The sequence below is a fragment of the Cyclonatronum proteinivorum genome, assembly GCF_003353065.1.
GTDB lineage: Bacteria > Bacteroidota > Rhodothermia > Balneolales > Cyclonatronaceae > Cyclonatronum > Cyclonatronum proteinivorum.
This window is the reverse complement of record NZ_CP027806.1, coordinates 3,409,363-3,426,632: the sequence shown is the minus strand read 5'-3', so window position 1 is coordinate 3,426,632 and position 17,270 is coordinate 3,409,363. Positions and strand designations below refer to the sequence as shown.

General features: G+C 52.3%; 12 protein-coding genes. 11 read left to right on the top strand and 1 reads right to left on the bottom strand.

Annotated elements, in window-relative coordinates; all coding sequences use genetic code 11:
* Nucleotides 1-73: 73 nt before the first annotated feature.
* Entirely contained in the window at nucleotides 74-1,246 is a 1,173-nt protein-coding gene (locus tag CYPRO_RS13015; protein ID WP_114985026.1) for a CAP domain-containing protein, read from the bottom strand.
* A gap of 867 nt (nucleotides 1,247-2,113) precedes the next feature.
* On the opposite strand from CYPRO_RS13015, the gene CYPRO_RS13010 reads away from it, so the two are divergent.
* From CYPRO_RS13010 to CYPRO_RS12960, 11 genes are all read left to right on the top strand, one after another.
* The gene (locus tag CYPRO_RS13010; RefSeq protein ID WP_124245622.1) at nucleotides 2,114-2,677 is read left to right on the top strand and encodes an RNA polymerase sigma-70 factor; all 564 of its coding nucleotides are present in this window, start codon (nucleotides 2,114-2,116) and stop codon (nucleotides 2,675-2,677) included.
* Between the two features lie 54 nt (nucleotides 2,678-2,731).
* A complete protein-coding gene (locus CYPRO_RS13005) occupies nucleotides 2,732-3,781 on the top strand; it encodes a FecR domain-containing protein (RefSeq protein WP_114985024.1) in 1,050 nt (349 codons plus the stop codon).
* Nucleotides 3,782-3,870: 89 nt separating this feature from the next.
* A complete protein-coding gene (locus CYPRO_RS13000) occupies nucleotides 3,871-7,230 on the top strand; it encodes a SusC/RagA family TonB-linked outer membrane protein (RefSeq protein ID WP_164682776.1) in 3,360 nt (1,119 codons plus the stop codon).
* An 18-nt stretch (nucleotides 7,231-7,248) separates the two neighbouring features.
* Entirely contained in the window at nucleotides 7,249-8,643 is a 1,395-nt protein-coding gene (locus CYPRO_RS12995) for a RagB/SusD family nutrient uptake outer membrane protein (protein ID WP_114985022.1), read from the top strand.
* A 23-nt stretch (nucleotides 8,644-8,666) separates the two neighbouring features.
* Nucleotides 8,667-9,113: a hypothetical protein gene (locus CYPRO_RS12990; RefSeq protein ID WP_114985021.1), complete on the top strand. Its 447-nt coding sequence runs from the start codon at nucleotides 8,667-8,669 to the stop codon at nucleotides 9,111-9,113.
* 370 nt (nucleotides 9,114-9,483) lie between these two features.
* Nucleotides 9,484-10,914 (top strand): chymotrypsin family serine protease, encoded by a 1,431-nt coding sequence (locus tag CYPRO_RS12985; protein ID WP_114985020.1) that lies wholly within the window; start codon nucleotides 9,484-9,486, stop codon nucleotides 10,912-10,914.
* Between the two features lie 296 nt (nucleotides 10,915-11,210).
* Nucleotides 11,211-12,452, top strand: a complete 1,242-nt coding sequence (locus CYPRO_RS12980) for a metallophosphoesterase family protein (protein WP_114985805.1) — start codon at nucleotides 11,211-11,213, stop codon at nucleotides 12,450-12,452.
* Entirely contained in the window at nucleotides 12,449-15,541 is a 3,093-nt protein-coding gene (locus tag CYPRO_RS12975) for an SbcC/MukB-like Walker B domain-containing protein (protein WP_114985019.1), read from the top strand. Before CYPRO_RS12980 ends, CYPRO_RS12975 begins: the two co-directional genes overlap by 4 nt.
* 141 nt (nucleotides 15,542-15,682) lie before the next feature.
* Complete coding sequence (locus CYPRO_RS12970) at nucleotides 15,683-16,147, top strand: DinB family protein (RefSeq protein ID WP_240644758.1); 465 nt, start codon at nucleotides 15,683-15,685, stop codon at nucleotides 16,145-16,147.
* A 310-nt stretch (nucleotides 16,148-16,457) separates the two neighbouring features.
* Nucleotides 16,458-16,700, top strand: coding sequence for a type II toxin-antitoxin system Phd/YefM family antitoxin (locus CYPRO_RS12965; protein WP_114985803.1), 243 nt, complete (start codon nucleotides 16,458-16,460; stop codon nucleotides 16,698-16,700).
* The gene (locus CYPRO_RS12960) at nucleotides 16,697-16,963 is read left to right on the top strand and encodes a Txe/YoeB family addiction module toxin (RefSeq protein ID WP_114985018.1); all 267 of its coding nucleotides are present in this window, start codon (nucleotides 16,697-16,699) and stop codon (nucleotides 16,961-16,963) included. The genes CYPRO_RS12965 and CYPRO_RS12960 overlap by 4 nt, the downstream gene beginning before the upstream one ends.
* Nucleotides 16,964-17,270: the final 307 nt, after the last annotated feature.

The window sequence follows — 17,270 nt, the reverse complement described above, 5'->3', positions numbered from 1 at the left end:
ACATCCATCGAAAAAAAAGCCCCGCTGCATTCGTGCAACGGGGCTTTTTTAATGCTACTCCAAAAAGACCGGGTTAACGGACCGCCTCAATGAGCGCGCGCAGCGTGATGTCTCCGGTAAGCACATGGCCCGCAATTTCCGCAACGGGAAACGCGACCATTTTTTCCCCGTTCGCATCAACCGTATAGGCGCCCGCTGCCGTCACCTTGCTCCACATGAACTCGAGGCTGCGTGCATCCTCGGTGTAGTAGCGAACGGGCCGGTTGCCGCTTAACCGGAGCATTTGTTCGAGCCGTGCACAGCTTTCGCATGCCCGAGGACCCCAGATAAAAACCCGGTTTTGGGACAGGATTTGGTGCCCATCCGGAAGCATCTGACGCGAATCATGCTCAAACCGATAAATCAGCTCATTTACATTTTGCGGATCAAGCATGATACGCTTATCCATTTTTACCAGGGCAAAATTCGGGCGAATGTTGCCATACTCGGCCATTTCGAGTAACAAATCCGTTTCCTGCCTGTACCCCGACTCATTCCAGTTGTAGGCATAAGGGCCGTTACCGGCTGCAAAAATATCATTCAGCAAGGGCTGCGTACGCGGATCGTCATAATTGGCATACACCGTAACCCGCTTGCCCCGAAGCCGCTGCATTTGTTCAAATCGATCCAGCTCCGGGATGGTACGAATTGCGCCGGTTCCCCCGACCGGATTGCGCGCAAACTTGGCCGTCCAGTAAATCCACTGATTTCCGGGCCGGTATTCCGGATGAAGGGCATGGGCTCCGACAAAAGCGTACTGTCCGCCCATGATAATGCGGCAGTGCCCCGGACTCCGCAGCCACAGGAAAACCGCGGCCTCAGGGGAGCGGCCACCATAGGCAAGGATTTCAGCCGCCCCGAAAAACCGGTCTGTCACCCGCCGGATCCGGTCGCTCGGACTCGAGCCGTCGCTCCCTTCGTGTCCGCGGAAACCGTTTTTGGACATATCCTCGGAATGCACCCGGGCTGCACGCGCCAGATCTTCATCCCAGCTCACCGGCGGCGCAGCCGGCATATACTCCTCCCCGCACATCCGCCCCTCCGCCCGCGCCTCATTGAACAAAGCGGTCAACGCCCGGGCGTAGGCATCGAAATCGGGGGTGTCATCGCCGGCTAATGGTTGAGCACTTACCTGGGAGTTCGTTACAGCGTGCAGCGAAAAACAAAGGGCAAAAATCACCACGAAACAACGGATTGAAGAAGCCATCAAAGGATAGGTTAGGTTCAGCTATAAGAGAGGACAGAATACCGATTTCAAAAAAAAATGATTGATTCTTTTACAGCGTTCTGGAAAATATACTGTTTAGAACTAAGTCAAAAAGATATGGGTAGTTTAATATATTGCGCTCCTCATACATTATTAAACCAGTTGGCGCACCTCGTTTTGAATCAGCTGGAACGCGGCATATCAGCTCCCGCCGCTGAGGCGGATACAAGCAATCCCGCCAGGTTAAAAGGGTGTTTTTTTTTGGGGAAAACGCCGTGAACATCAGGAGTTAGGGCGACAGTCTCTGAACCCCCAAACCAAAGATAAGCTCCTTGCTTTTTTTCTTCGAATCTAAGGATGAAGCATACACCGGACAGGTAAAGCGCGTCAACTTGTCAAGGATATTCGTCAAATCCTGTAGCATTGATGACGCATATGTATTGGACTAAAAAATTTAAATAAACGGCAATATGCTCAATAATAATCAAATATTGAAAATTAAAAACCCGCTAATAACACCATAAGCCAGAAATGCTGATATCGTACCGGATGAGCTTAAATTTTGCACAGCGGTTTTTCATTTAAGGATGAATTAAAGGCCTTTCATTAGAAGAGAGCGTGTAATATTGCGCCTAGGTTTCCCATGAATACAGCTTATTCAGTCTGAAAATGAGAGGGAGGTGCAGTGCTGAGATATAAAGAGAAGCCCGGCCTTAATTAAAAAAAGTGATAATATTCTTATTTAGATAACATCTGTTTCAAGGACTTGGCTTATTATTAAACAAACCTCAACCTAAGAAACAGATCAAAGCAAGAAGCAGGTAATTTTTGGCAGGTAATTCCAAATACTTGAAATCTCCCGAAAGCATGATTAAAGGACTGCGGAGAGGCAACAAGCAGGCTTTCGAAGAACTGTTTTTAGCGTTCTTTGAGCCCCTCTGCGGCTATGCGCTGGGCATAACGAGCGACAGACAAGCTTCAGAATGTGCTGTGCAAGAAACCTTTCTTCGCTTGTGGGAAAGGTGCGAAACCATCACCGATGATATGAATATTAAAGCATGGTTATTCAAATCGGTGCGTAACCGCTGTCTGGATCTGCTCAGGCACAGTGCCATGCGGGATAAGTATCAACAAGACATCATCACCGATATGAAGCTGGAAGAAAGTCTCAACACGTATGAAGAACGGTATGCAGACGATGAAGCCCTCATTGCTAAAGTGAACAGGGAAGTACAGCGCCTGCCTGACCCCATCCGGGAAACATATCTGCTGCACAGACAGGATGGTCTCACCTATTCCGAAATTTCAGAGGTACTCGGCCTGCCACAAAAAACAATCGAATCAAGGATATCTAAAGCGTTGAAATTACTGCGAGAAAGGCTTGACAGAGGGAATCTGTATTCCGTAAAAACAAAAAAAATTTCAGGGTAAAGGGTTTTCCGTTCGTCATACCGGTATACAAAAACATTATACCGAACCCATTCAATGACGATCACAAATATTCACCGATACTTATCAGGCGAAGCAAATGCTGCTGAAAATAAAGCCTTTGAGGAATGGCTGGCAGCCAGTGCGGATAATCGCGCACAGTTTGAGGAATACCGGAAGATTTATACCGTAAAAATTGAGAGAACAGAAAGATTCGATACCATAGCTGCGCTTCAGACCTTTCGGAAGAACCGGACTGTACAACTTCCTGAATCATCTGAGCCACAAGCTGTCCGGAAAACAAAAACTGCCACCTTCAGAGCTTTACAGGATAAACGGAATTCCGGAATCTGGCTAAAACTTGCGGCTGTTCTGCTCATCGTTTTTGGCATTTCGATGTATGTGCTGTACCCCCGCTTTATTGAAAATCCGGCAGAAGTTACGGGCATAGATACAGGCGTATGGTATGAAACAGCTTACGGCGAACAGCGCACCTATCGCCTGCCCGACGGGAGCCGTATTCGTTTGAACGCAGATTCCCGTCTGTTTCTGCCCGATGTGTATGGTCAGGAAACCCGCAGTATTACGCTGATTGGTGAGGGGTTTTTCGAAATAGAATCTGATACAACGCTGCCGTTTGTGGTACAAACAGCTGAAGCCACCGTTGAAGTAATCGGTACAAGTTTTGGGGTTCGCACCCGTCCGGAGCAGGGGGTTTCCTACATAGCGGTTCAAAGCGGCAGGGTTTCCGTGCAGGGTTTTCCCGGCATATCCGATGAATCTGCAAAGGGGGTTGAAGTTGGGGCGGGTGAGTTTACCCGTGTGACCTATGGTGCCAAACCTGATGCGCCTTCCCCCAATGGTGCCCACGCTTTGTTGAGCTGGACCCGCCAATATTTTTTGTTCAACGATACCCCGCTTTCAGAAGTGATTTTACAGCTTGAGCGTCATTTCAATGTACATATCACGCTAAGCGATAGCAGCCGTGCAACGCAACCCGTAACGGCACGCTACGCATCCGAATCCCTGAATGAAATTCTAAGCATCACCTCGCTTACCCACGGGCTTAGTTTTGAAGTGTCGTCCCGTAATTCAGATTCTCAATAACACCTATCAACCACACCAAAACGCTAAAATCCTCAACCAAAACCTCACTGAAACGCAAAAACATAAAGTTGCAATTCATGAATCACACCATGCTACTACTATCCTCAATCGGCAAAACAGCAACACTGCGCGCAGTGCTTGTCGCTGTTTTCATGCTGATGCTCGCTTTGTTACCTGCGTTTACACCGCAGGCTGAAGCGCAGCTGTATCAGCGGGTTTCAAACCAGCTGCTGACCTCGGTATCTGGCCAGAACAGTGCTGTTGCCAATATGCTTCAGTCGAATATTTCGGTTAGTTTCCGAAGCACACCTGTTTTGGAAGCACTTGAAAAAGTTGCCAAAGAAACCGGGCTTCAGCTCAACTACAACCGTAGTGATATTGATACCAAGCAGCTGGTTACAGGCACCTATCAGCAGCGCTCGCTTGAGTACGTACTTGATGCGGTCACCAGTCAGTCCGGGCTTTTTTACTATGTAACCGAAAGCGGGCAGCTTGTACTTCTAACTGCTGAGTTGCCTGACACAACGGGTACGCTGACTGGTTCCATTCGGGATGCAGAAACCGGCGAGCCGCTAACGGGTGCTACGATCTTCATCGAAGGTCTCAATGTTGGCCGTGCTGCTGACATTGATGGGACGTTCGAACTTGCCAATTTGCCTGAAGGCAGCTACACAGCACGCATTTCGTTCATAGGGTATCAGACCAAGCGCAGGGAAGTCACAGTAACTGCCGGTGAAACCCGTGAGCTTCACTTTCAGCTGACACAGGACGTAGCCTTTTTGGATGATGTGGTCGTTACCGGATATTCGGTGCGTCAGCGCAGCACCCCTACCGGTGCACTTTCTCGTATTGAAGGTGCTGATATTCAGCAAAGCCTGATTCAGTCGCCTGATCAGGCGCTTCAGGGCAGAATGACGGGTGTTCAGGTGTCTCACACCAGTGGTCAGCCCGGCAGTGGTCTGTTGATTCGTGTGCGCGGTCGCGGTTCCATCAATGCTTCAAACTCACCCATTTATATTGTGGATGGGGTTCAGGTGCGTACTGATTTCACTTCGGTAGTTGTAGAAGACAACGCGCTTACCGGCATCAATCCGAATGATATTGAAAGTATTGAAGTGCTCAAAGATGCTTCTGCCACAGCCTTGTATGGTGCGCAGGGTGCTAACGGTGTGGTACTGATTACCACGCGTCAGGCGCGCAGGGGACAAACCCAGATCAATATTTCCTCTCAGGTAGGCTTTAATGCGCAGCCGGAGAAAATAGATGTCATGGACGGGCCAACCTGGACCGATGTGATGATTCAGGGTTTCGTAAACCGGGAAGTTGATCGCGGGCGTGATGAAGAGCAAGCCCGTCAGCAGGCCATTGATCGTTTCGGTGACCCGGCTACAGCTCCAACCTATGACTGGCAGGATGCCATCTCCCGTTCAGGAGCGCTGCATAATTACAGCATATCTGCATCAGCTGGCTTTGATAACACCCGTATTTTTCTCTCAGGTTCGTACGATTTTGAACAAGGGGCCGTAAATGGCAGCGATTTCAGTACTTTACGCTTCCGTTCCAACATTGATCATAGCTTTAACGATCGCTTTACGCTGGCTACACGTCTCAGCGCATCAACGTCAGAAGCAAACGGTGTTAGAACCGGTAGTGCAAATATTCTGAGTCCCTTTCATGGCGGCATCACGCAACGACCGATTGATGCCATTTTTACTGAAGACGGGGACTACAATCACAATGATATAATTCGGGTTAATCTTGTTCATCTGCTTGATGTAAACACCCGGGAAGCAACCACACGTCAGCTCCGTGGTAGCCTTACAGGTATTTACCGTATTCAGGATAACATCTCTTTCCGTTCTCTTTGGGGGGTTGATTACCGTACGGTGCGCGACCGCTCCTACACCTCGCCCCTGCTGCCGCGCTATGCTGCAACCGGCGGTTCGCTCACAGAGCGTTTCCGGGAAACGGTCGCTTTCAACACCAATCAGCTCATTGAGTACTTCCAAAACTTCGATGAGCACGACATCACGGTTGTAGCCGGGGTGGAATACCGCGAAAATCAGTACCAAAGCTTTGCCGCTGCCGGTGAAATGTTCCCTAATCCGCTCTTTCAGCAGCTTGATCTTGCTGCTATTGAAAGCAGCATTTCCGGCCGTACAACCGAATCTAAAAATGCAGGAGCGTTTACCCGTGTCGATTACAGCTACATGCAGCGCTATTTCGTAAGCGGCAACATGCGCTACGACGGCTCATCCCGATTCGGTGAAAACAACCGCTGGGGTCTTTTCTATTCCGGTGCCCTTGCATGGGATATAGCGCAGGAAAGCTTTATGGAGCGCTTCACCTTTATTGATCAGCTTAAGCTTCGAACCAGCTACGGTATAACCGGGAATTCCGGTATCAGCGATTTTGCTTCCCGCTCCCTGTTCGGAAGCGGTGGTACCTACGAAGGCGCAACCGGCCTGCGTCCAAGCGGCCTCGGCAACGACGTACTGACCTGGGAAGAAGCGGAAACCCTTGACCTTGGTTTTGAACTCTCCCTTTTTGAAGGGCGCGTATTTGCCGATGTAAACCGCTATCGTACCAACAACCGAAACCTGCTGCTTAATGCGTTTCTGCCTACTGACAGCGGTTTCTCCAGTATCGCCCGCAACGCGGGGGTAGTACGGAATACCGGTTGGGAAATCGAACTTGGTGGCCGGGTCATAAACGCACGCGACTTCAACTGGACAAGCGCATTTAACATCACTTTCCAGGAAAACGAGGTTATTGAGCTGGTTGACGGTCTCGATATTCTTGGATCATCCGTCCGCGTTGGCTTCCCGCTTGATATTATCTGGGGCAACAAGTTTATCGGTATCAACCCTGCCGACGGTAGGGTAATGTGGGAGGATGAAGACGGCCATGTCACATACAGGAGAACCAGTGCCGACCAGCAGCAGATTGGTTCCTTTTCACCTGACTTCTTCGGGGGCTTTGTGAACACCTTCCGCTACCGCAATTTCCAGCTCTATACCTTCTTCCAGTATGAGCATGGCCGCGATGCATTTAACCAGACCATCGGGCGTCGGATGCATAGCGTAAGTTCTGAACGTGGTCTGCATGCCCGCGTCGCCCGCGATGCCTGGCAGCAACCCGGCGATATGACCTATCTGCCACGTCACTATAACTCAAGTGCATTCCCCGGCAGCAGCAGTCACAACACCAACTCGGTGTACATCAATGATGCTTCTTATATCCGCCTTAAGGAGGTTCGCCTCGATTATCAGGTTCCTTCTCAGTTTCTGGAGCGCGTAAGCCTTTCACGGGCAAATGTATTTGTTCAGGGCAGGAACCTGCTCACATGGACCAACTACATGTTCGGTGATCCCGAATTTGTGGGTCAGGGTACCGGTGTGTACCCGCAGTCCCGCCAGATTACTGCAGGCGTAAACCTTCAATTCTAACCAGGCATCCGAAACAATATGAAACGAATTCTCTTAGCAATTACAACAGGTACCCTGCTGATGCTCCTCATCAGCGCCTGTGACCTGCTCGAAACGGAACCTACCATATCGGTCAGCTCTGATCAGGTAACGACTACCGTGAGCGGCATGGAAGCCATCCTTATTTCCGCTTATGACCGCCTGCGCGCTGAAAACCTGTACCGATACTGGATTATGGGCGCCCCTGAAATCCTCGCGGATAACTCGCAGCTGCATCCGATCAACTCCGGGCGCTTCAGCGGACAGGCCGAAAACCAGGTTGGTTCTCACTTTACTACAGGTGTGTGGTCAACAGCCTACCGCCTCATCAATGAAGCCAATATTATTATTGATGCCATTGAGCGTACCGAAACAACCCAGGCTACCCGTGACCGCATTAAAGGAGAGGCTTTCTTTCTGCGGGGTATGGCCTACCATGAGCTGCATCGTGTGTATGCCTATGAGCCAAACCATCCGCGGCTCAGCACATGGGGCGAAGGCGTGATTATTCGTACCACGCCGACACTGGGGCTGTCACAGGCCGATTTGCGTGCCCGTTCTTCAGTTGCGGAAGGCTATCAGCTGATGGAATCAGACTTTTTGCAGGCCATTGAGCTGCTGAATGGCAACGACCGCGGCAGCGTACAGTTTGCTAATCTGGCAGCGGCCCATGCAGGACTCGCACGCGTGTATCTGTACTGGGAGCGCTGGGCCGAGGCGTATGAGCATGCCGGTTTAGCCCTGGAAAACGCCATCGGAAACCTCACGGACTACAGCAGCGGTGCAAATATCTTCGATATGCTGCCCAATCCGGAAGCTATTTTTGAGCTTTCTTTCGATAACACCCACGGTAGCAGCGGTTCTATGAATGCAGTTACCAGCCCGCCTCCGGGCTGGTTCGACCTGCTCCCCTCAGATGAACTTCTCGCCCTTTACAGTGAGGATGATCTGCGCAACAACCTGTTCGCGGTACATACCGATGGCTTTCCATACATCCTCAAGTACCCCGGTACGGTAGGGCAGAACACGGATAACATCGTGGTGTTCCGTATCCCGGAAATGATGCTGATTCAAGCTGAAGCAGCTTATGAGCTGGGTCAGGAATCCGCAGCTATCGGTCATCTTGAAACCCTGCGTGCAGCGCGTGGTCTTGAAGCATATGAAACCGCGCTTACCGGTCAGGCCCTGTTCGATGAAATATTCGACGAACGCCGCCGCGAGCTCGCATTTGAAGGGCACCGCTGGTTCGATCTCAAGCGCCGTGCGATGGAAGTCCCGAAGCCTTCATCAACCTTTTTGTCACCGATCGGCTTTGATGACTTCCGCATTCTTGCGCCGCTTTCCAGCACACAGGTGGAAAACAATCCGCTGCTTAACCAAAACCCCGGCTACTAAGCCAACCTGAAACCTATTTTATCATGAAAAAAAGTTTAACCCTCGTTCTGATAGCCGCCGCTATAGGGCTGCTTATGCTCTCAGGCTGTTTTCCGGATAACAAAGTGATTTACAGCGGTCCGCTGCAGGTTGAGTTTAATCCGGTTTCCGATACCCAGCGAATGAGCAATGGTACTTCCTATGAAGCTAAAATTCAGCTTATCGGCCCGCATCAGGATACCGACATCGTAGTAACGTTTGAAATTGATACCGAAAACAGTACCGCTGTGCTCGGCGAACAATTCGAACTTGGTGCTTTCACAACCGTTATTCCGGCGAACAGCAGTTTCGGCTTTATCCGCATCGATGCCATCCCGGAAAATGTGACAAGTGATCGTCCGGTCCTTGTTCTCCGCCTGCTTGGTGATACCACAGGGGAAGTAATGGTTGCGCGTAACTACAGTGAGTTTGAGCTCACACTCAGACCATGATCCATAGCTGATGACCTCGCAGGGAAGTCTCCGCACAGCTTCTCTGACTCAGCAAAAGCTGCGGGTTTGCAGGCTCTGTTCCTGTCGCCCGCAGCTTTTTTTTTGAGATTTCGCAATTAGCCTGTAGCAGGTTTCCGATTCCCGGACCAGTGTTTTTGAATGCGACAAAACTATTACGATGATGTTAAAAATGACGGATACGAAGCAATCTGAATATGGTATAAAAAATACCTTCATTTCCAGGAGTCTATCGCTACCGCTCCTGCTCCTCTTTTTCCTTTTCGCCTGTGATTCTGGTCCATCGGGTCCCCAATCTGAACCACCTGACCAGCAGCCCCCGCCTCCTCCACCCGAAACAGACTGCCGTCCTATGCCCGGAAACAGCCCGGGCTTTGAAGAAACATGGGCCCAAACCCGCAGGTCTGCCGAACAGCTGCAGCACCGTCTCAATGATGCTGACGAGCGGTTTGCGGGCATTTTTGCTGATGATGCAGGGCAGCTTACGATAAGGCTTACAGGTTCAGCCATGCAGGCATCGCCTGCGCTTGAGGCAAGACTTCAGCGGGAATTACAGCACGGCTCGCTGCGTCACATCTCCGCACGTTCAGCCGGGATAACCGCTCAGGTTTATGAAGCTGCCGCAGATTTTACGTTCCGTGAACTTGCCGCATGGCGGGAACAGGTAACGGCCCGCCTGCTGGGCAGTAGCCGCTTTCCGGCGGTTATAAGCGTATTTATTGATGAAGCGGAAAACCATATTGCCATAGGGATTGACGCGGGACAGTTTCATGCACGATCCCGTGCGGAAATTCATGACTTCCTCACCCATACCCTTGATATCCCGCCTGACGCCGTGCATTTGTTCGCGGATGAACCTGATGTGGAGGATGTATTCCTAAACCACACAACGGTACCCGATTTCCGCACAAAACAAATTGCGTCACAAGAGTTTGGGTTGTTGACTGAAGACACTGATCCGGGCAACTGGTCGGGCAGCATTCAGGACCGGCAGCGCCCGCTGGCTGGCGGACTGCGGATCAGGTATGGCAGTTCCAGCCTGTGTACCATGGGGTTCTTTGGTACAAGCGGAGACCGCGAAGTGATGGTAACCAATGCCCATTGTTCCGAACTGCCGCATCGCACGGGTAATACCATCTACTGGCAGGGCGCACGTGACAACGATGATGATGAAATCGGTATCGAATACGACGGGGGCGATCCTTCCATGGAGGCCTGTGTGGAGATCAACGACGATTGCTGGCCCTGCAAGTGGAGTGACGCATCTCTCGTGCAGCTCAATGTGGAGGTACCGCGACTGCCAGCCAATATTGTAAAAACTACGGGCGTAAGTGAAGACTGGATGACCAACGGTTCCCTGGTAATCAATCCGACCGATCCTGTGTTCACCGTTGTGGGGCAGGAATTGAGCTTTATTCAGGGTATGGAAGTGCACAAGGTAGGAGGGAATTCGGGATGGAGCGCCGGGCTGGTTACGCGCGTTTGTTACGACAGCCGGCGCAGCAGTCACAGATTTATGCTGCAGTGTCAGAACCGCGCGCGGTATTCGACCGACGGCGGCGGCACAAGCGGGTCGCCCGTATTCGTTCGCCTGCCGGAAAGCAGTTTCCCTGATGTAAGCAATCCTGTCGCAATCGCGGGTATTCATTGGGGCAGCAGCGGACGCGACACGCCCGGCGGATACAGCGTATTCAGTCCGATGAGCGGCATACTGGCCGACTTCCCGGAATTTGAAATTGCACGGGTGGAGCCCCCTGTGTCTGCCATGATGTGGGATGAATAGACAAGGCTAAGCGTCCGGATATCAAAAAGCAAGGTGCCTCGCTTAGCCCGCAGGAAAATTTCTTGGTGAATAATGCGGGTTAGGTTTGGGATCACCCTGCCCTCACGAAAACAATGATGTGCACGGTGTTTAGTCAAAAAAACGCGGAACGGTAAAAAACACGGTGGGATGGGTTTCTGATTTTTTGCTTGCAATCGCAGCGCAGTTTCAGGATTATAGCGGGCGAAAAAAGATTCATAGCATATACAGGCACCGCAGCCCGATCGTGGCGGGAGCCTTTCACCCGAAAACATCCCATGAAAATTTTACACACGGCGGACTGGCACCTGGGCAAGCGCCTCGACCGGTTTGAGCGCCTCGATGAACAGCGCCTCGTTATGGCGGAAATCTGCGACATTGCCGAGCGGGAGCAGGTGCAGCTTGTGCTGATCGCCGGCGATCTTTTTGATACCTATAATCCGCCGGCGCAGGCGACGGAGCTGTTTTACAAGACCGTGAAGCGGCTCGCGGCTGACGGGCGTCGGGCCGTTGTCGCCATTGCGGGTAACCATGACTCTGCCGACCGCATCGCGGCGCCTGATCCGCTGGCGCGGGAGTGCGGCATTTTGCTCGCGGGTTATCCCGATGCTGTGGTTCCGGAATTTGAGCTGGGCAGCGGGCTGCGGGTCACCCAAAGTGAGCCGGGCTTTGCGGAGCTTGCCCTGCCGGGGGAGGCGGCGCCGGTGCGTTTGCTGCTGACGCCGTACGCCAACGAGCAGCGCCTGAAGACGTTTTTGGGCATGGAAGAGGCCGAGCAAACCATGCGGGAGCTGCTGGCGGAGCGCTGGAAGACGCTCGCGGACAAATATTGTGATGAGAGGGGCATCAATCTGTTGGTTGCGCATCTGTTTTTTACGCCCGCAAGCGGGGAGGCCGTGGAGGAGCCCGAGGATGAAAAGCCGGTGCTGCACGTCGGCGGGGCGCAGCAGTTGTATGCCGACAGCATCCCGCCGCAGCTGCAGTACACCGCACTCGGACACCTGCACCGCTGCATCGAAATCCGCGGCGGCGCGCGACCGGTGATGTACAGCAGCAGTCCGCTGAGCTACAGTTTCAGTGAGGCCGAGCAGCAGAAGTATGTGATGATTGTTGAGGCCGAACCGGGGCAACCGGCAAAGGTCAGGCGCGTGCCGCTGCACAGCGGACGCCCCCTGAAGCGCCTAAAAGCAAACGGGCTGGAGGAGGCGTTGGCGCAGCTTCGCGAAAATCAGGACGCGCTTATTGAGCTGAGCCTCACGACCGAAACCTACCTGAATGCCGCGGAAACACGCATGCTGCACGACACGCATGCGGGGATTGTCACCATCATTCCGTACGTGACGCAGCAGGCGGGCGAACCGGCTGAGGAGGCCGGGCTGATTGACCTGCAGCGCCCGATGCACGAGCTTTTCGCCGATTATTTCCGCAGCAAAAACGGCAACCAAGCGCCCGGGGAGGCCTTAATGACGCTGTTCCGCGAAGTGCAGGCCGGCAGCACCGAAACCGAGGAGGCGCCATGATTCCGCAAAAACTCACGATTCAGGGCCTGTACTCCTATCAGTCGAAGCAAACGATTGATTTCACGCGGCTTGTGGAGTCTCAGCTCTTCGGCATCTTCGGCACGGTCGGCTCCGGAAAATCGACCATACTCGAAGCCATCGCCTTCGCGATTTACGGACAAACCGAGCGCCTCAACCAGCAGGATAGCCGGAATTATAACATGATGAACCTCAAATCGGATCGGCTGCTGATTGATTTTGAATGCATCAACGGGCGATCCGAGCACTGGCGCTTTGTGGTGGAAGGAAAGCGAAATTCGAAGCAGTTCGACAAAGTAAATACCTTCTCAAGGAGGGCTTTCCGAAAGGATGTTGATGGAAAGTGGGAGGCGGTTGAGGAGCCGAATCCCGATGAAATCATCGGGCTGAGCTATGATAATTTCCGGCGGACAATCATCATCCCGCAGGGAAAGTTCCAGGAGTTCTTGCAGCTTGGTCCGACAGACCGCACGCGCATGCTGAAGGAAATTTTCAGCCTCAACCGCTTTGAGTTTAGTGCGCAGACGGCAGCGCTCATCAGCAAAGAAAAGGGCCTTGCTGAAAACCTGCGGGGGCAGCTCAAGCCGCATGAGTCGCTCGACGAGACTGCAATCGCCGGGCAGGAAGCGCTGGTGACCGAACTACAGGCCGCGGTGCGGGCTGCGGCTGAGGATCTTGAAACGCTCAGAAAAGAGCAAGCCCGGATGGAGGCGATTGCCGAAAAGGCGCGGGAGCGGGATGCGCTCAAGGTCCGGCTGAATGAGCTGGAAGCGCAGCGGGCCGAGACGGAGGCGCGTGCGGAGCAGCTTAAAAGCTATGAGCGTTGTGTCCGGGTTTTTGAGTTACCAGTGAATACGGCTGAAGATCTTAGGCAAGAGCTTAAGAAAAAGACTGAGAAATTAGAAGGGCTGCAACGTGATTCGCAACGGCTGGAAGGCAAACTGCGAGAAGTTGAGACGGAACTTGCGGAGGTCCGGCCGGAGTATGAGCAGCGGGATGCGCGTCAGCAGCGCGCGGACGAGCTCGGACGCATCCTGAACATAAAGGAGATTGAGACCGGGCTTCAGCAGAAAAGCGCGGCGCTGAAAAAGAAGCAGGATGAAGCTGTCGGGCTTGCGTCCAAAGCGGAGCAGGAAGAACAGGCGCTGACCGGGGTGAAGGCGAAGCTCAGCGCGTTGGAAGAAAACGAGCCGGATCGCGGACGTTTGGCTGATATCAAAAACTGGTTTGATCAGCGGGCATCTTTGGAATCAGCACTCAATAATGAAAGGAAGGAAGCGCAAAAATCGCAGGAACAGCTTCGCGATAAGGATGCGTCGTTTCAGCGGGGCAAGGATAAGGTGAAGGCGCAGCTGGGACTTGATTTGGGTGAGGCCGGTACTCCGGAAGCAGTGCTCGAACAGCTGCGGTCGCATGAGACCGCGCTAAAAGCGGCACGGACCGAAGCGGAGCACAGGCGGCACGAACTGGCGGTCCGGGTGAAGCTGGAGGATTTTGCGGGGGAGCTGGAAGACGGTAAGGCGTGTCCGTTGTGCGGGGCCCTGCATCATCCGGCGCCGCTGCACGGGGAAAGCGCAGATCAGCTTGCGAAAATAGAGGCGGAGCTTAGCGCACAGGATAGAAGGCTGGCAGAGATCGGCAAGTTTGTGGAAGGTTTTTTGGATCTCTCGGGTAAGCTCGAAAATAGCGCAGCCAACTATCAGGAGAAACTTCGCCGGGTGCAGGCAGCGGAAGAAAAGCTGCGAGCTCATGCCGATATTTTTGTGTGGCCGGACTTTGACTCCGCCGACCGCAGTACGCTCGATGCAGCGGTGAAAGCGGCAGACGCGCATGACCGGGAGATCAAGGGGCTGCGCAAAACCCGCGATGCCGCGGAAAAGAAGCTGCGGGAAATGCAGGATCAGGTGAAGGCCGTGGAGGAGGAAGTCCGAACCCTGCAGGGCCGCGTAACGCAGGATGAAGCCGATATGCGGGCCGCCATCAAGGAGCTGAAGCAGCTACAGTGGCCGGATTTTGGGTTGGTGCCTTCTTCCGAAATTGAGCAGGAGCGCGACAAACTCACGGCTTTGATTGAAAAAATAGCACAGCGGTTTACCAAGCTGGAAGAAAACCGGCAGCGATTCGCGAAGGAACTTGACGTGTTAAGCGGGAAGCTGAACGAAGTCGAAACCGACCTGAAAGCCAAAACCGAAGACAGCGAACGGGCCGAAGAAACGCTACGAAAGCTCGTGCTTGAAAAAGGCTATCCCAAGCTGCAGGCCGTGCAGGATATTCTGGCGCAAAAGCTCGATACTGAAAAAGTCCGTGAGGCGATTGAAGCCTTCCGGAATACCTTCAGCACAGTACAATCCAACCTCGAGAAACTCGAAACGGAACTCAAGGGTCAGGACTTCGACGCAGCGGCCTTCGATGCGCTGAAGGAGCATGTGAGGGCGAAAGAAGAGGCGCTCAATAAGCAGCGGGAGGACTTGGGTGCAGCGCAAAGGGAACTGGAACGGCTCCGTGACAATCTGATTGAAAAACACAATCTTGAAGCCCGGCTCAAAATCTCGGAGGAGCGCCTCGGCAACCTTGATACCCTGCGAAAGCTGTTCAGCAAAAGCGGGTTTGTGGAGTACATCTCGACGGTGTATCTGCGGCAGCTGTGCGAGGCGGCCAACCGGCGCTTCTACAAGCTCACGCGTCAGCAGTTGCGTCTTGAGCTTGCGGGAGATAACAAATTCGAGGTGCGGGATTTCCTCAACGAAGGACGCCTGCGCAGCGTGAAGACGCTCTCCGGCGGACAGACCTTTCAGGCCTCACTCTGCCTCGCGCTTGCGCTTGCCGAAAGTGTGCAGAGCCGGAACAAGAGCCGGCAAAACTTCTTCTTCCTCGATGAAGGATTCGGCTCCCTCGACCGCGAATCGCTGCAAACCGTGTTCGAAACGCTCAAATCGCTGCGTCAGGAATCGCGGGTTGTCGGCATCATCTCACACGTGGAAGAGCTGCAGCAGGAAATCGACGTCTTCCTGAAAATCACCAACGACGCGGAGCAGGGAAGTTCGGTGAAAGGCAGTTGGGAGGTAACATGATGATTTGGCCGAGGCTTGAAATTTCAGGTGCTTGGGCTGTAGAGGGTGTCAGTTTTCCAGGTGTGTGGGTTGTGGAGGATGGCGTTTACCTGCATCCCAATCTACCCAAATCCCATTTTTAAAATCCAAAACCAATACCTCATGCAAGATCAAACCTTTTCAAAACTATTTCTCAGCAACATCCGCTACATTTTGATGCGGGATTTAGACCGGCTTATGGCGGAGGTTCAGGCGTATGAAAATGAAGCCGACCTTTGGGAGCTGCGCGGTGATATCAGCAACAGTCCCGGCACGCTGTGTGTGCACGTTGCGGGAAACCTGAACCATTTTATCGGGGCAAGACTGGGAAATACGGGCTATGTCCGCGACCGGCCCCTTGAGTTTTCCGAGCGGGGGGTTAGCCGGGCTGAAATCTTATCCCGACTCGAAGCCACCCGCCGCATGGTTGATACCGTGCTCAGCACCCTGCCACCCGAAAAAGTCACTGCCCGCTACCCCGAAGACAAATTCCCCGAAACCCCGGACACTGCGTTTCTGCTGACGCATCTAACGGGGCACCTGACCTATCATTTGGGGCAGGTGAATTATCACCGGCGGATGATGTGAGGGGGGGATTGAAAAATAAACCTGCACAGCCGATTCAGAGGAATAACTGCATGCGAATCAGGTTTCATTTAAAATTGAAGTTGGTCGCCCGGTAGCAGTAACACCTGACTGTTAGTGGGCTAAATAATTATTGCATATTGAGGCTAACAAGTGCATCTTGCAGACAAGTTTGCGCTTGGCGGCTCGACTTTTGTACTGGTTGCCTCGCTGCATATACCCAAACCGTTATGCTTCTTCAGATTTTTGGCTTGATATTAAGTACGGAATGACGTACGTTAAAATGAAAATACATTTAACCCACTATGTTATTATGAAGACATTAACTGCCACACAAGCCCGGAAAGAGATTTACCGGCTATTAGATGAGGCTTCTGAAACCCACGAGCCAATTCAAATAACCGGCAAGAGAACCAATGCGGTACTCATAAGCGAGGATGACTGGCGATCCATTCAGGAAACACTCTATCTGTCTTCTATTTCAGGAATGCAGGAGTCTATTATTGAAGGGCTACGAACTCCTGTCGAAGAAACCGATGAAGAGCTTGACTGGTGAGTAAATACAAACTCGTTTACACAAAACAAGCAAAAAAAGATGCTAAAAAAGCGGCTTCCTCGGGGTTAAAGCCTAAAATTGAGGATTTACTGGATATTATAAAGGAGAATCCCTCTCAAGATTACCCTCCGTATGAAAAACTTGTCGGTAATTTGGAGGGAGCTTATTCCAGGCGCATCAACATCCAGCACCGCTTGGTTTACCAGGTCCTTGAGGAAGAGAAGATTGTAAAGGTGATTCGTATGTGGACGCATTACGACTAAACCACCAGCATAACAAGCAAATCAAGCGAACGTGTTTGAGTTTTGCTGCTTACATTCGAAGTTTATCCGCGCCGCCTTTTTGCCGCACATAAAATCAAATCATTACGGGTAAAAAACTCAATTAACCCACTTAGCCCCCAAAAAAAAGCAAGGTACTCCCGCCGATTTGGGATATCTAAACCACCTCCGCTGCCAGTGATGTGCACGGGGTTTTCCCCAAAAAATAATAAAGTCTAAAAATACAAAAGAGGCCGGGATCAGGGCGATCCGGCCTCTTTTGATTGTATGCTCTATCAGTAGAAATGGC

What these genes read in the sequence shown, in the direction of transcription:
- CYPRO_RS13015 (WP_114985026.1), bottom strand. Translation starts at nt 1,246, where the DNA reads ATGGCTTCTTCAATCCGTTGTTTCGTGGTGATTTTTGCCCTTTGTTTT.
- CYPRO_RS13010 (WP_124245622.1), top strand. Translation starts at nt 2,114, where the DNA reads ATGATTAAAGGACTGCGGAGAGGCAACAAGCAGGCTTTCGAAGAACTG.
- CYPRO_RS13005 (WP_114985024.1), top strand. Translation starts at nt 2,732, where the DNA reads ATGACGATCACAAATATTCACCGATACTTATCAGGCGAAGCAAATGCT.
- CYPRO_RS13000 (WP_164682776.1), top strand. Translation starts at nt 3,871, where the DNA reads ATGCTACTACTATCCTCAATCGGCAAAACAGCAACACTGCGCGCAGTG.
- CYPRO_RS12995 (WP_114985022.1), top strand. Translation starts at nt 7,249, where the DNA reads ATGAAACGAATTCTCTTAGCAATTACAACAGGTACCCTGCTGATGCTC.
- CYPRO_RS12990 (WP_114985021.1), top strand. Translation starts at nt 8,667, where the DNA reads ATGAAAAAAAGTTTAACCCTCGTTCTGATAGCCGCCGCTATAGGGCTG.
- CYPRO_RS12985 (WP_114985020.1), top strand. Translation starts at nt 9,484, where the DNA reads ATGCCCGGAAACAGCCCGGGCTTTGAAGAAACATGGGCCCAAACCCGC.
- CYPRO_RS12980 (WP_114985805.1), top strand. Translation starts at nt 11,211, where the DNA reads ATGAAAATTTTACACACGGCGGACTGGCACCTGGGCAAGCGCCTCGAC.
- CYPRO_RS12975 (WP_114985019.1), top strand. Translation starts at nt 12,449, where the DNA reads ATGATTCCGCAAAAACTCACGATTCAGGGCCTGTACTCCTATCAGTCG.
- CYPRO_RS12970 (WP_240644758.1), top strand. Translation starts at nt 15,683, where the DNA reads ATGCAAGATCAAACCTTTTCAAAACTATTTCTCAGCAACATCCGCTAC.
- CYPRO_RS12965 (WP_114985803.1), top strand. Translation starts at nt 16,458, where the DNA reads ATGAAGACATTAACTGCCACACAAGCCCGGAAAGAGATTTACCGGCTA.